11 protein-coding genes are annotated in these 14,723 nt (G+C 72.5%); 1 reads left to right on the forward strand and 10 read right to left on the reverse strand.

What is annotated here, in order from left to right; translation table 11 throughout:
• Positions 1 to 30: 30 nt before the first annotated feature.
• From ABGB21_RS08770 to eccD, 10 genes are all read right to left on the reverse strand, one after another.
• A complete protein-coding gene (locus ABGB21_RS08770; protein ID WP_347677269.1) occupies positions 31 to 1,722 on the reverse strand; it encodes a hypothetical protein in 1,692 nt (563 codons plus the stop codon).
• Positions 1,723 to 1,813: 91 nt separating this feature from the next.
• Positions 1,814 to 3,079, reverse strand: a complete 1,266-nt coding sequence (locus tag ABGB21_RS08775; protein ID WP_347677271.1) for a hypothetical protein — start codon at positions 3,077 to 3,079, stop codon at positions 1,814 to 1,816.
• Positions 3,080 to 3,156: 77 nt separating this feature from the next.
• On the reverse strand, positions 3,157 to 3,492 hold the full coding sequence (locus ABGB21_RS08780) for a hypothetical protein (protein WP_347651188.1): 336 nt from the start codon (positions 3,490 to 3,492) through the stop codon (positions 3,157 to 3,159).
• Positions 3,482 to 3,910 carry a YbaB/EbfC family nucleoid-associated protein gene (locus tag ABGB21_RS08785; protein ID WP_347651189.1) on the reverse strand — a complete coding sequence of 143 codons (429 nt, stop codon included), beginning with the start codon at positions 3,908 to 3,910 and terminating at the stop codon, positions 3,482 to 3,484. Before ABGB21_RS08785 ends, ABGB21_RS08780 begins: the two co-directional genes overlap by 11 nt.
• 13 nt (positions 3,911 to 3,923) lie before the next feature.
• Complete coding sequence (locus ABGB21_RS08790; protein WP_347677273.1) at positions 3,924 to 6,332, reverse strand: hypothetical protein; 2,409 nt, start codon at positions 6,330 to 6,332, stop codon at positions 3,924 to 3,926.
• An 83-nt stretch (positions 6,333 to 6,415) separates the two neighbouring features.
• Positions 6,416 to 6,823: a hypothetical protein gene (locus ABGB21_RS08795; protein WP_347677275.1), complete on the reverse strand. Its 408-nt coding sequence runs from the start codon at positions 6,821 to 6,823 to the stop codon at positions 6,416 to 6,418.
• 111 nt (positions 6,824 to 6,934) lie between these two features.
• On the reverse strand, positions 6,935 to 7,225 hold the full coding sequence (locus tag ABGB21_RS08800) for a WXG100 family type VII secretion target (RefSeq protein WP_347651192.1): 291 nt from the start codon (positions 7,223 to 7,225) through the stop codon (positions 6,935 to 6,937).
• Between the two features lie 32 nt (positions 7,226 to 7,257).
• Positions 7,258 to 7,614: a WXG100 family type VII secretion target gene (locus ABGB21_RS08805; RefSeq protein WP_347651193.1), complete on the reverse strand. Its 357-nt coding sequence runs from the start codon at positions 7,612 to 7,614 to the stop codon at positions 7,258 to 7,260.
• A 74-nt stretch (positions 7,615 to 7,688) separates the two neighbouring features.
• Positions 7,689 to 9,095: a type VII secretion protein EccB gene (eccB, locus tag ABGB21_RS08810; protein WP_347677277.1), complete on the reverse strand. Its 1,407-nt coding sequence runs from the start codon at positions 9,093 to 9,095 to the stop codon at positions 7,689 to 7,691.
• A gap of 3 nt (positions 9,096 to 9,098) precedes the next feature.
• The gene (gene eccD / locus ABGB21_RS08815) at positions 9,099 to 10,496 is read right to left on the reverse strand and encodes a type VII secretion integral membrane protein EccD (RefSeq protein WP_347651196.1); all 1,398 of its coding nucleotides are present in this window, start codon (positions 10,494 to 10,496) and stop codon (positions 9,099 to 9,101) included.
• A 223-nt stretch (positions 10,497 to 10,719) separates the two neighbouring features.
• Here eccD and eccCa point away from each other — a divergent pair, with 223 nt between their 5' ends.
• Positions 10,720 to 14,712, forward strand: coding sequence for a type VII secretion protein EccCa (eccCa, locus tag ABGB21_RS08820; RefSeq protein ID WP_347677440.1), 3,993 nt, complete (start codon positions 10,720 to 10,722; stop codon positions 14,710 to 14,712).
• Positions 14,713 to 14,723: the final 11 nt, after the last annotated feature.

Consider the following 14,723-nt stretch of genomic DNA (forward strand, 5'->3'; position numbering starts at 1 on the left):
TCGTGGTGTCGGGGCCGGGGTGCGGCCGGGTCAGCTCGCCTTCGCCGTGCCGGTCTGCCAGAGCGTCCGGCCGTGCTGCGAGATGGTGACGTTGCCGTCCGCCTGCAGGACGAGGATCGCGCCGTCGTGACCGTCGGTACGCGTACTCCAGATCGTCGCCTTCCTCGACGTGTACAGCACGAAGTTGCCGTCAGCCTGGAAGACCAGTTCCGCGGCGCCCCGGCCCCCGGTACCCGCGCTCCAGACCAGGCGCCCCTGGTCGTAGAGGGCAAGGTTGCCGTTGGCGGTGAGGGTCAGCCTGAGTCGGTTGGTGCTCCACGACTGCCCGGGCCGCAGGACGGAGGTACCGTTGACCACCCGGGTCTGCCAGTCGGGCTTCGCCGGGGGACGTGTCGTGGCCGGGGCCCTCGGCGGTCGGGTCGGCGACTGCGTCCGCACCGGCGGGCGGGCGGGCGGTGGACGGACCCCGGTCGGCGGTGCGGTGCCGGTCGGACGCGTCGAAGGCTTGCCACCCGTGGGCGCCGACGGACTGCCGCCCAGCCTGGGATCCCTGCCGTAGTAGTGGTCGGCGTAGGACGTCACCAGGTCGAGATGGTCACGCAGGCCGGCGTTGTCCGGCACCCCGCCGGCCTGACGCACCGCGTCCGGACCGACCCGGAACGCGGCCACCGCCGTCAGGTACGGATCGCCACCCACCCCGCTCAACTCACCGACCAGCGAACACATCGCCCGCCCGAGCGCCGGTACGGCGGCCGCCGGGTCCCAGGGCGAGGTGGCGGTGGCGAACGGCGCGTACCGGGCCCACAGCTCGGGGGTGAACTGGGCGATCCCCTGTCCGCCCTGCGGGCCGAGCAGGTTCGGGTTGAAGCCGGAGGAGGCCATCAGCTGGGCCGCCACCCGGGCCGGTGTCACGGCGGCGCAGCGGTGTCCGGCCGCCCGGATGGCGGCCAGGTAGTCGTCCGGCACCGGCTTCGGGTCGGTGCCCCTGCCGGGCACCGTGCCGACCGGGCCCCTCGTGCTGGTCGGTCCGCCGCCACCGGTGCCCGGCTGGTGGGCGTACCAGGCGGCGTAGCCGGCGACGGTGTCCACGTACTGCCGGGCGGGGGCGGGGACCCCCCTGGTCTCGCGTACCGCGGCCAGTCCCGAGTGGTACGCGCCGAGGGCGAGTCGCCAGGGGTCACCGCCGATGCCGGCGTGCCGTACCTGTCCGACCAGGTCGCAGGTGAGGTGGGCGAGCGCCAGGATGTTGGCGGCGGGGTCGTCGCGCCGGGCCGACGCGCGCGGCTTCCACCGCTCCCAGGCGGCGTCACTCAGCCCGGCCACGCCACGACCGGTGGCGGTGGTGGCGGCGGCGTCGAAGCCGGACGCCGCCATCAGTTGCCCGGCGAGCCTGGCCGGGGTGAGCGCCGGACAGGAGAGCCCGGCGGCGGCGATCACCCGTGCCTCGCCGGCCGGCACCGGCCGACCGACCCGCTGGGTCGCCTCGGCGGTGGCGCTGCCGAAGCCAGCGCTGGCCACCACCCCGGCCACTCCGACCAGCACCAACAGCAGGAGCACCGCCATCGCCCGCCGGACCGGGTCGAGCCGGCGAAACAGGTCGCCGGACAGGCGGGCGAGCCGGCGAAACAGGTCGCCGGACAGCTTGCCCTGCCGGCGGAGCCGGTCGCGCAGGCCGGTACGTCGGAACCAGGACGGCACACCATCACCGGGCGTCGTCGGCACTGTTCGATCCCCCTCAGCTCGATCCCCCTCAGCAACGGCTTCCCGCAACACGACGGACGTCGCCCGTGTTCGGTTCAACCAGACGCCCGGTTCAGTCGAACCGGGCGGACGGCAACCCACCTCCGACCCGGTCGACGTACGCCGACCTCGTCCCGGAGTTGTCCACCACGACAGCGGTCGGGGCAGGATCCGGGTCAGCCACGGTCGGGCCGGCGGCCACCCCCACGGCGGTCGGGACGTCGACCGGGTCAGCCACGGTCGGGCCGTCGGCCGGGTCACCGGTCGCCGTGGCGTAGAGCACCGACAACGCCCGGTGCATCGCCACCGCGTCGACCTCGGGCGGCAGGTAGTCGTTCGCCCGGATCGCCTCGAGGAGGCCGGCGTCGGGCGCCAGGCCGTAGCCGCGCAGGTAGTAGCCGACCGCGTCGGTCCAGATCCACCGTCCGTCGGTCCGGACCACGGCCGGCACCACCTCGGGCCGCTCCGGGTCGAGTACGTCCGGCGCGAGATCCGGCGTGATCAGCAGCGGCACCCCCGCGTCGAGATAGCCGGCGACCCGCTCCCGTTCGGCCTCGTCGAGCCGGGGATGCGTCGGCTCGAACCCGGGACCGGAGTCGGGCTCGAAGGTGTCGAACACCCGGGCGACGAGGGGCACCACCGCCGGCGTGGCCGTCCAGAGCAGCGCGGCGAAGCCGAGCCCGGTCCGCTGGTACGCCGGCAGTGTGTCCGGGTCGCGGAAGACCTCCACCTGCGGATGGGTCTCCCCGGCGGCGGCCAGCGCGGCCTGGAGCCGGACGGCCAGCCCGGGTAGCGACGCCTCGTCGTCCGCCTGCAGCAGGTACACCCGACGGGCCGGCGGCCACCGGGTGTCCCCCGCCGGAAACCGCCAAAAGCGCCAGAGCGCGCGGACCGGGTACCCGGCGGCGATCGACGCCGCCGCCGCGACCGCCGCGGCGTCGACTCCGTCCGGTCCGCCCGGTCCGGGGTACGGCACGGTCAGGTCGATGCTGTACGGAACGTCGGGGCCGTGCTCGGCCAGCACCTCGGGGCTGACCGGTGCCACCCCGTACACCGGTTGCGGGTCGGCGTCGGAACGTTCGAGGTCGGCCAGCGCCTCGACGTCCTCACCGGCGGCACCGAGGACGTCGGCCAGCAGTGTGGCCTCGGCCCCGGTCACCGCGATCCGCCCGGCGAGCGCGGCGAAGACCACCGCCTGGCTGATCTCCGCGAACTCGCCCTCGACCAGCCAGCGGCGGGCCTCGACGATCAACTCGTCGGGCAGCCGACCGGCCATCCGCAGCAGCATCTGGTGGAAGGCGGCGCTCTGGTCCGGCCGGCTCTCGATTGTCTGGCTCATCGTCGGGTCTGGTCCTTCTGGTTCGTCCGGGGTCTGGTCCGTCCCGCTCCGGACGGGGGTGCCGTCCGGTCGGACGCTCAGTGCCTGGGCGGCACCCGGTCGCCGCCCGAGCGCGCCAGGTCGGAGTTGTCGTCCTCCACGTTCTCGAGGAGGGAACGCCAACTGCCGACGTCGTCGGTGTCGCCGTGGGCGAGCCGGGTGATGCCGTCGATCACGGCGGTGACCAGTTCGATCTGCACCGCGAGTCGGTCGTGGATCTGCCGGTCGACGTCGCCCCGGACCGTCCCGGGCGGGACGTTCTGGCTCGTGACGTGCCTGAACCTCTCCCCGACCACCGACATGTGCGCGAACGGCGGGACGAGCTTGTCGTTGTCGACCAGGTCCGTGTCGGCCCGAAGGTGGTCAGCGGCCATCGGTCGCCCCCTCGCCCCCGGCACTCGGGAACGGCTCGGTCACCACCCGCACCGTCTCCCGCATCAGGTCGTCGAAGTCCGCCGTTCCGTTGAGCATGTCCAGGAGCGGCAGACCGGTCGGCAGTAACGTCTGGAACGCGTTCGCCGTCCGTCCCCTCGCCTGGTCCCGGGCGGTCTTGACGGTCTCCATGAGGAGGTTCGCCAGTTCGGCCGGCGCCATCGTCCGGTACGAGTTCGTCGGAAACCTGATCTCCACCAGGTCTCCCCGACCGTCCACCGTGACGGTGAGCGCCCGGTTCTTGGCGGTGACCGTCGTCTGCGCCGTCGACAGTTCCCGTCTGACCTCGGTGATCGCCTGCTTCTGCCGTTCGAACTCGGCGTACGCCTGCTCGATCCTGTCGTGCAGCGGGCTGGTCACGTTCGACTCCTCCTCAGTTGGCGCGGTTGGTCTGTCGGCCGGTGCCTCTGGCCGGCCCGAACGGGGACGCGGGCGTGCCGGGCCCGGTCGGCGACCAGGGAGTGCGCTCGCCACCGGGGGCCGAGGGCACCTCGTCCCGGCCGATGACCGCCGGAGCGACGTCCGGGTCGGTTCCCCAGACCTCCTCCTCCTCGGCCAACCAGGTGGTGCGCTCGCGATCCTTCTCCTGCTGCCCACCACCTGCTCCCATGCCGCCCATCGGCGGCATCATGGGCGGGTATCCCCCGCCGAATCCGCCCGGACCCGCCGCGCCGGTGGACGGCGGGATCAGACCCTCGATGCCGGCATCGGGGCTGACCGGCGCGGGACCGAGCGCGCCGACCATCAGCCCGTTCGGCGGCGGGGTGCCGGGGCTCCACTGCCCACCGGAACCGCCGCCACCGAGCCCCACGCCCCCCGCGCCGCCGAGTTCCGGATGTTCACCGCCGGCGCTGCCGCCGAAGAAGTCGTTGGCCCCGACAGCGCCGGTGCCCGAACCACCGAGGCCCGGGAAGGAGCCGCCCGAACCAGATCCGCCCAGACCCGGGAACGACCCACCCGAACCCGAACCACCCGGACCGGGCAGGGCGCCACCGGAACCCGAACCTGACCCACCTCCGGTACCCGGCGGCAGACCATCCAGCCCTCCGCCCGGACCGCCCAGGCCGGGGAACGAACCACCACCGCCGGAACCAGGCAACTCGTCGATCGGCGACGGACCTTCCTCGAAGTCCCCGGTGCCCGGGAGTCCGGTCGGCGGCTTGGCCGGCTGCTCGTCATCGCCGGGCCGGCCGTTCAGGCCGCCACCGCCGAGGCCGGGAAGTCCACCGAGGCCGGCGCCGAGCCCCAGGCCGCCACCACCGGGACCGGCACCACCGCCGGTCAGCCCGCCAAGGCCGGCACCGGCTCCCAGGCCGCCGCCACCAAGGCCGGCACCGCCGCCGGTCAGCCCACCGGCGCCGGCCCCACCGCCGCCGAGGTCGGAGGCCGACATTCCGCCGCCGCCGCCACCGCCGAGGAGGTCCTCCAGGTCGGCGCCGCCACCGCCGCCACCGCCACCGCCGCCGCCACCGCCACCGCCACCGCCACCGCCACCGCCGAGGATGTCGTCCAGGTTGGCACCCCCACCGCCGCCACCCCCACCGCCGAGAATGTCGTCCAGGTTGGCGCCCCCGCCACCCCCACCAAGGTTGTTGAGCAGGTCGTCCAGGCCGCCACCGCCACCGGAACCGGAACCGGAACCGGTGGTGGGCGGCGGGATCGGCACGTACGTCTGCAGGTCGACCATGCTCGTATAGGTGTGTTCGAAGCTGTTCCGCAGTTCCTGGAATCGCACGGCCATCGCGTTGTGCAGCGAGGCCGCAGCCCGGTTGAAAAACGCGTGCATCCGGTCGTCGATTTCCTTCAACGCCACATCCGGATGCTTGAAGTCGTAATCGACCGCACCCCGGCCGTCGCCGATGTCGACGCCTATCCACCAGTGTTCGAGGTTTTCCCAGACGACCAGGTCACCGTTGTCCCAGGCCTTCCTGTTCCAACCGTCGGTGCTCCGGCCGAGGTCGTCGATCGCGCGTTCCAGGTCCCGCATCACCGCCGCGACCATCGAACTCGGCTGGTATTCCGGATGACTGGTGAAGTCTGCCCACGCCTGGCGTACCTGGGTCCAGAAGCGCTGCGCGGCATCACCGTTCTCGTGCAGCATCCGGACCCAGTTGTCGGAGGTCTCCAGATCCTGCCGCAGCAGCCGCATCTCGCCGTGAAGATTCCTCAGGGCGTCGGAGAGAGCCTGGGACGAGGAGCCCTGGAAGCCCGACCCGCTCGAACCGAGACTGTCGATCTCGGCCTGGAGTCGCTGTGCCGAACTGTCCAGCCACATGGCGAGGTTGTAGAACGACTCCGCGGCGGTGTGGAAGCTCTGCGGGTCCAACGGCAGTGGGGTGGGCGGGGTGTCCAGGATGTCCCGCGAGTGGTTCCAGAACTCGTTCCAGAAGTACTCGTGCGGCGAGTAGCTGCCCGACTTCGCGTACCAGTCGACCCGACCCTTGATGATCCAGAACGCCTCGTGCGAGACCCCGAGCCAGTTCCCGCCTATCTGGCCGTCACTCGAAAGCGGACCGCCGATCTTCGTCATGCTGGCCGCGGTACGCCGGTAGAGGGTGAACTCGTTCGCGCCCACCGTACCCATCGAGTCGTTCCACGGCTGGTTGCCGGCCTTGATGTAGGTACCCGCCATGATCAGGGTGAGCCAGGCCGGCCGGGTGAACCGGCGACTGTCCATGTCGCCGGCACCGAGCACCTCGGTGAGACCCTGTTCCCAGGCCGGCAGGCCCAGCGGGTCGGTGCCGGGCAGGGTGGTCGGCTGGTTCGGATTCGGCTGGGTCATCGGGGGTCTCCACTCAACGCCATCACGTCACTCGACGCCGTCACGTCCGCGTCGCGGTCTGGAAGCGCGGTACCGCAGATCTCTCAGGTGGTGGTCGGACCGCTGCCGAGGCCCGGCACCGGGCTCGGGCTCGGGCCACCGAGGTACGAGTTGAACGTGGCGTACGAGTTGTTCGCCCGCTCGACGTTGTCGCTCGACGAGATGATGTGCGCGATGCCCTGCGCGTGGCTCGACAGTTTCTGGTCGTAGGCGGTCAGCTTCTGGTCGGCCTGACTGCCCACCGCGGCGATCCGCGATTTCAGGTTGACGCCGGCCGCGAACTTGTCCGAACCCGCCCTGACCTGCAGACTGTTGAAACGCTCGCCGTGGGGGTGGGCCGGGTCGAGCGGATTCACTCCGGCTCTGACCTGGGTTACCTGGCTACGCATTGTCATCAGTTTCTCCGCCAGGGCGCGGAGGTAGTTCTCGTCGACGGTGATCTGGGCTGGCACGGGACACACGTCCTCTCGGAGATACCGGGGCGATGTTCGCCGGGAGACGGCCGGCAGGGCGACACGGGCGCGGAGTCCCGTGCCGCCGTGGTCCAAACCGGAGGTGACGGTTCAGCGCTGGAAGAGGGCCGCACCCCGGTGGTCGGTCTCCAGGTAGTTGTCGTTGATCCGGACCAGGTTGCCGGCGTGACCGCGGAGCGCGTTCTGCATCTCGGTCATGCCCAGGCTCCACTGCCGCTGGGCCTCGTCGTAGCCGTCGATCGCCAGACCGGCGTTCGCGTTCTTGAACATCGAAGCCCGCTGCTCCAGCTGCTCCAGCGACGCCGCCAGCTTGTCGGTGATGCCCTGCAGACTGGTCGCGCCGTCGTCCATGGCGGAGGTACGAACCGCATAGTTGGCCATTTACGTTTTCTCCCTCGGATGCGGGGTGGGAATCAGGTCCAGCTCGCCGGAGTCGCTGGCGTCCCGGCCTGCACCGGGGTCATGGTGGCCGGCTGGAGCTGCGCGAACATGATGTTGTCGTCCTCGGTGCTCTGGGTCAGCTGGGCGAACTGGCTCATGCTGTCCCGGATCGACTCGAGCGCGGCCGACACCTTTTGCAGACCGGCCTTCCACTCGTCCAGGCCGGCGCTGTAGGTGTTCGACGCCTGACCCTGCCAGCCACTGGCGAGGTCGCCCTGGGTCATGTTGGCCTGGTTCAGCGCGCTGACCTGGTCCGAGTAGGCGACCCCGAACGCCTTGACGAGTTCGACGGTTGAGCCTTCGTCGACGATCTGCATACCTGACGGCATGACTCACTCCTCACTGATCGAATGAATACGGGATGGCACTTTCCTGGGCTGGGCGGGCGACGTCGGCCTGCCGATCACCCCCTCGCCGCCGAGGACGGGTCGAGCAGTGGCCCGGTCGGCAGCATCTCCAGCAGCCGACGCGGCACCGGCCGGGCCGTCGTCGCCGGAAAACCGAGCTGGGCCGCCACCGTCGCCGACCCGACCGGGTACTTCACCCCGGCGTCCGTCAGCAGGTAGAGACCTGAGCCGGCCGCCTGGCCCGCGCGGCCGGCCAGCGCGAGTCCGCCGAGGCCCGGCGCCACGGCGACCGCGTTGACGGTCCGCGAGCTGAAGGTCACCCCCGCGCCGGCCTCCACCTCGCGGGCGGGCGGCACCGGCAGGTCCACCGTCACCTCTGTCTGACCGTCCGCGATGGACTGGCGTACGCACCAGGTGCCCCGGTCCGGCGCCACCGCCCGCCGGGGCGGCGTCGTCGGCAGTTCCGCGGCGAGCACGGGTCGCCGGGAGACCGGCAGTACGGCCAGCGCGGCGGGGCTCAGTTCGGTCGGCCGCACCGGCCGTCCGGCGTACGCCTGGGCGGTCCGCGGGTCGGCGGCGACCAGCGTGTACGCGAACGTGTTCAGCTCGGCCAGCCCGTCCGTCTGGAGCAGGTAGTGCCGCTCCGGGTTCCCGGGGGTACGGGCGGTGAACAGTTCGCCGACGGTGGCCCGGCGGCCGTCGACCACCGGACCCGGCCGTCCCCGCCCCGGTACGTCCGGCGGCCCGATGTCCGGCCCCACCGGTACGGATTCCAGCCACCCCGTCCAGACCGGGAACGCCGCACCGTCGAACCCGAGTACCCGGAGCAGCCACGGTTCGGTCAACCGCAGCCGACGCCCCCGCCACACCAGGAAGGTCTGCTTCTCGGCCTCGACCAGGATCGCCTCGTCCGCGGCGAGCGGCCGGTCGTCGCGGGGCGCGCCGTCCGACTCGATGCTGAGTGTGGTGGCCGACAGGATGGTGCCGGCCCGGTCCGGTGCGGCGACCGCGCAGACCGTCCACACCTGCTGGTCGACCGTGCCGCCGGTCGGCAACGCGTCCGGCGCGCCGACGATGCCGACCGGCTGCCCGTGTCCGACCCCCCGCAACGACGCCCGGGAGACCGTGACGGTCTTCGGCTCGGTGCCGAACAACAGCCGGGCCGAGGTGTGGTTGAGCACCGGCCGGAGCAGCCCGTCGAGGTAGACGTACCGGGTGCCGGTCTCCTTCTCCACCACCAGCACGCCGGGCTGCCGCCACCTGGTGGCCCCGCCGGGCACCAGCGCACCGAAGATCAGACAGCCGACCACGACCAGTGCGGCGACCAGCACCCCGCTGATCATGCCGACCACCATCCGGCGGTTCGGGTTCTCCAGGCCGTCCGGTTCGGCGGCGACCAGCGCACCGGTCAGCCTGCCCAGCACGTACGTCTGGGCCTCCACCTGGTCACGACGCGACTGCACGGCTCACCCCGCCAGTGCCCGCGCGGCGGCGTACGCGCCGAGGACGGCGAGCAGCACCGGCAGCAGGGCGACGGTGCAGACGAGTTGGAGCACGTCACCGGTCCGCCCCCAGTACGGCATGATCCGACGGTCGGGCAGCCAGCGCCCGATCGCGAAGAGCAGCACGCCGGCCAGCGCCGGTACGACAACCGGCAGGATCAGCCGGACCGCTGTCGGGGCCGACGCCGCACCGACCAGGGCGAGCGCGACCAGCCCCGCCACCGCCGGCACGGCGTGCCCGAGCCGGTGCCAGCCGCTGGTCATCGGTCGCAGGGCCAGCAGCCGGACCAGGGCGACCAGGACGAGCAGGGTCCAGGACGCCCAGCCGCCGGTCCGGGCGAGCAGGACCAGACAGGTCCCGACGGCCGCCGCCATCCCGGCGTACAGGGCGGTCATGTACCGGTCGGCCACGGCGGTCCGGGCCATCAGCTGCTCGCTCGGTTCCGGGTCGATCTCCTCCTGGAGGTGTTCCGGCTCGGTCGGCAGCGGCGCCAGGTGGATGCGGGCGAGCCGGAAGGCGAGCAGCGGTACCCGGATCGTCGCCACGGTCGCGGTCACCGCGATCACCGCCGCGGCCTGCCCCGCGTCCAGCGGCACGTATGCGGCCAGGCCCGATCCGAGGGCGGCGAGCAGCCCGGCGGAGACGACCGCGGCGAAGAACGGTCCCGCCCGGCCGACCAGCGCGGCGGCCAGCCCCGCCGTGGTCAGCGCGGCCACCGAGGCGGTGAAGACCTGCGGCGCGCCGACGACCAGGGCCGCGCCGGCCCGGTGCAGGTCGGGCACGATCAGGCCGGCCAGGCCGGCGTACCCGATCGCGCCCACCGCCGTCACCAGGCCGAATCCCCGGTCGGCCGCGGCGCGGGTGAGTCCGAAGGCGCCGGCCAGGCAGAGCAGCGCGACGGCGGCGGCGCAGCTCGTCCGGGCCAGCGGCGGCCCGGGCATGGCCAGCACGGCGCCGCCGAGCGCCAGGACGACCGCGTACACCCCCAGGGCGGCCCAGCGGATCATCTCGGGCCGCCAGAGCCCGGACCGGGACTGTACGCCGGTGGCGAGTCCGTCGGCGAGATCGTCGAAGTGCACCGGAGGAAGCTGGTCCGAGCGGGGTCGCAGGTGGACGGTCTCGCCGTCCTGGAGTCCGAGCAGGGCCGGTGTGCTCTCCTCGTCCAGCGGCGGACCGCCGAGCCGTTGCAGCACCCAGCCGCCGTGCGCCAGCCCGGCGTCGGGAAGCTTCTCGCCGAGATGGTGCAGCAGCGCGGGAAGCAGGTCGGCGACCAACACGTTCGCTGGTACGGCTACCTCGATCTGCCGACCCGGTCCCACCACCACGAGTCGGCACATCTCCGCAGGGGCGGCGACGCTCACGCCCCCCACGACGGCTCACGCCCGCCGTCGGTTCAAATTTCCCTCCACCACCTTCCGGGCCGGTTGACCCGAATCGGCTCCGCATCCGTCGTAGCAGGGGCGGGCCGGTCGGATCCGACGGCCCGACCCGACCTGAGGATCCGGGCGAACCGCCCGCGACGTGGAGGGTTGCCCCTTGAGTACGGTGCTGTTCCGACGCCCGGCCCGCCGGGCCGGCCCGGAGATGCCCGCCGGCGAGATCAGCCTCCAGGAGCCGCCGGGCCTGCCCGAGCAGCAGCGCAACGGGCTGCGGCAGGCGATGATGGTGCTGCCCGTGGCGCTGATGTCCGGGGTCATGGTGCTGCTCTTCATCAACCGCAGCGGCGGCGCGTTCACCTGGATCGTGCTGACCCTGCTGGCGGTGGCGCTGATCGGCATCGTGGTGGCCCAGTTCGCGGTCGGCGGGGTCGAACGTCGGACCCGGCTCGGCGCCGACCGCCGCGACTACCTGCGGTATCTCGCGCAGAACCGCCGCCGGGTACGCCAGCACGTCCTGCGTCAGCGCGAGGCCAACGACTGGCAGCACCCGGACCCGCGTTCGCTCTGGTCGCTGGCGATGACGTCGCGCCGGTGGGAACGCCGGCCCACCCACCCGGACTTCCTGGAGGTCCGGGTCGGCACCGGGGAGCAGCGGCTCGCGGTGCGGATCACCCCGATGCAGACCAAGCCGGTCGAGGACCTGGAGCCGCTGGCGGCGAAGTCCCTGCGCCGGTTCATCCGCGCCTACACCACCATTTCCGACCAGCCGATCGCGCTCTTCCTGCGCGGGTTTGCACAGATCCGGCTGGCCGGCGACAAGGCGTACACCCGCCCGGTGGTCCGGGCCCTGCTCGCGCAGTTGGTGACCTTCCACGCCCCGGAGGAGGTCCGGCTGGTGCTCTGTGTCGCCGACGACGGGGTGACCGCCTGGGAGTGGACGAAGTGGCTGCCGCACCTGCAGCACCCGACCGAGCAGGACGCGGCGGGTGCGGTACGACTGGTCGCGGCGACGGTGGAGCAGGTGGAGCAGCTTCTCGGCGAGCGCTTCGCCGCCCGACCCCGGTACGAGTCGGGAACCACGCCGAGCCGGGACGAGCCGTTCGTGGTCGTGCTGCGGGACGGCGGGCGACTCGGCAACGGCAGCCGGATGGCGACCGCCGGCTACCGCAACGCGGTCCTGGTCGACCTGGACGACCCGACGCCGGCGGCCGGCAAGGGTGCGCTCTGCCTGGCGGTCGACGGCGACGACCTGGTCATGCTGCGGCAGGACCGGGTCGGCAACGAGGTACGCAACCGGCTCGCCACCCCGGACCGGATCGGCCCGGCCGCGGCCGCCGCGCTGGCCCGGACCCTGTCGCCGTACCGGCTGGGGGTGGTCACCGAGACCGCGGCGGACAACCTGAAGTCGGACTTCGACCTCGGCACCCTGCTGCACCTCCCCGACCTGCGCCAGCTCGACCTGGAGCGGCTCTGGGCGCCCCGGTCCGCCGGGCAGCGGCTGCGGGTACCGATCGGCGTCGACGCCGACGGCAACCCGGTCGAGCTGGACCTCAAGGAGTCCGCGCTCGGCGGGATGGGGCCGCACGGCATGCTGATCGGCGCCACCGGATCGGGCAAGAGCGAACTGCTGCGTACGCTGGTGCTGGCGCTGGCCGCCACCCACTCCTCCGAGACGCTGAACTTCGTCCTGGTCGACTTCAAGGGCGGTGCGACCTTCCTCGGCCTCGACCAGCTGCCGCACACCTCGGCGGTGATCACCAACCTGGCCGACGAGGCCGCCCTGGTCGGCCGGATGCAGGACGCGTTGCACGGTGAACTGGTCCGCCGCCAGGAGCTGCTCCGCCAGGCCGGCGGCTTCAGTTCGGTGCTGGACTACGAGCGGGCCCGGGCCCAGGGCGCCGTCCTGGACCCGTTGCCCACCCTCTGCGTCGTGGTCGACGAGTTCAGCGAACTGCTCGCCGCCCACCGCGACTTCATGGACCTGTTCGTCATGATCGGCCGACTCGGTCGATCCCTCGCGGTGCACCTGCTGCTGGCCAGTCAGCGTGTCGACGACGGGCGGATCGGCCAGCTCGAGTCGCACCTGTCGTACCGGATCGGGCTGCGGACCTTCTCGGTGCTGGAGTCCCGGTCGGTGATCGGGGTGCCGGACGCGTACGAGCTACCACCGGCCCCGGGCAACGGGTACCTGCGGACCGACGTGTCGACGCTGATCCGGTTCAAGGCCGGTTACGTCTCGGGTCCGTACCGCAGCACCACGGTCCGGGTCCGGCAGGAGATCGTGCAGCAGCAGGTGGTGCCGTACTCGCTCGACCACGTGCCGCACCGGCGGCCGGAGCCGCGGCCGACCGAGCCAAACACCCCGGACGTGCCGGCGGACGTGCCAGCGGACGTGCCGGCGGACGGACCCGGCCCCGAGGCCACCCGGAGCGTCCTGAGCGTCGTGGTGGAGCAGCTCGTCGACCACGGACCGCCGGCACACCAGGTGTGGCTGCCGCCGTTGGCCACCCCGCCGACCCTGGACCAACTGCTGCCGAGCCTGGTGCCCGACCCCGACCGGGGGCTCACCGCCGCCGGCTGGCCCGGGAACAGTCGGCTCGCCGCCCCGGTGGGTTTTGTCGACAAGCCGTTCGAGCAGCTCCGGGATCTCCTCGTCGCCGACCTGTCGGGCGTCGGCGGGCACGTCGGGATCGCCGGTGGACCACGCAGCGGCAAGAGCACCCTGCTCCGTACGCTGATCAGCAGCCTGGCGTTGACGCACACCCCGTACGAGGTGCAGTTCTACTGCCTCGACTTCGGCGGTGGCGGGCTCGGCGCGATCGCCGACCTGCCGCACGTCGGCAGCGTCGCCGGCCGGCTCGACACCGACCGGGTCAACCGCACCGTCGCCGAGGTGACCGGGCTGATCACCGCACGGGAGCGGCGCTTCGCCGACCTCGGCGTGGACGGCATGGCGACGTACCGGCGGCTCCGGGCGGACGGACGGGTCGGCGACGACCCGCTCGGTGACGTCTTCCTCGTGGTCGACGGCTGGTTCACCCTTCGGCAGGAGTTCGAGGCGCTGGAGCCGGCCGTCCGGCAGATCGCCGCGCAGGGCCTCAACTTCGGCGTCCACCTGATGCTCACCGCGTCCCGGTGGTCGGAGGTGCACCACGCGATGCGCGACCAGATCGGCACCCGGCTCGAACTGCGGCTCGGCGACCCGGTCGACTCCACCATCGACCTGCGGATGGCCGCCACCGTGCCGCAGTCTCCCGGCCGGGGTCTCACCGCCGACAAGCTGCACTTCCTGGCCGCGCTGCCGCGCATCGACGGCGTCGCCGACCCGGCCGGCGTCAGCGACGGGGTACGCGCGCTGGCGGCGATGGTCGGCGAGTTCTGGACCGGTGCGGCGGCCCCGCCCGTGCGTACGCTGCCCGCGGTGCTGCCCGCCGACACACTGCCGGAGCCGCACGGCGACGTACGGGTCGCGCTGGGTCTGGACGAGGCCGGGATGCAGCCGGTCTGGCACGACTTCGGCGACCTGCCGCACCTGACCGTGCTCGGCGACAGCGAGAGCGGCAAGACGAACCTGCTGCGCCACCTCGCCCGGTCGGTGGTACGCCGGTACACCCCGGCCGAGGCACGGATCATGATCGTCGACTACCGTCGGCAGCTCTTCGACGCGGTACCGGAGCCGTACCGGTTGGGTTACTCGGTCTCCCTCGACTCGACCCGGGAGACCGTGGCGGACGCGGTCGCCGGTCTCGGGCCCCGGGTGCCCGGTTCCGACGTGACGCCGGAGCAGCTGCGCCGCCGGGACTGGTGGACCGGCCCGCAACTGTTCGTCCTGATCGACGACTACGACCTGCTGGCCGGGCACGACAACCCGCTGCTGCCGCTGATGCCCTACCTGTCGCAGGGCGCGGACATCGGCTTCCACCTGGTGTTGACCCGGGGCGCGGCGAACGTCATGCGGATGTCGATGGATCCGCTGATCCGCCGGCTCCAGGAGACCAACAGCCCGGACGTGGCGCTCTCCTGTCCGCCGAACGAGGGGCCGCTGATCGGCAACACCAAGCCGCGGAACCTGCCACCGGGCCGGGCGCTGCTCTGTACCCGGCGGGGCGCCCGGCTCGTCCAGACCGCCTGGAGCGACCCGGCGGAGTCGGCGGAACAGCCGGTGGGCTCGTCCCCGGCGCAACCCGCCACGGCGTAGGTCGCCCGGTC

Origin of the sequence: Plantactinospora sp. B24E8, assembly GCF_039871735.1 — a bacterium.
Classification (GTDB): Bacteria; Actinomycetota; Actinomycetes; order Mycobacteriales; family Micromonosporaceae; genus Plantactinospora.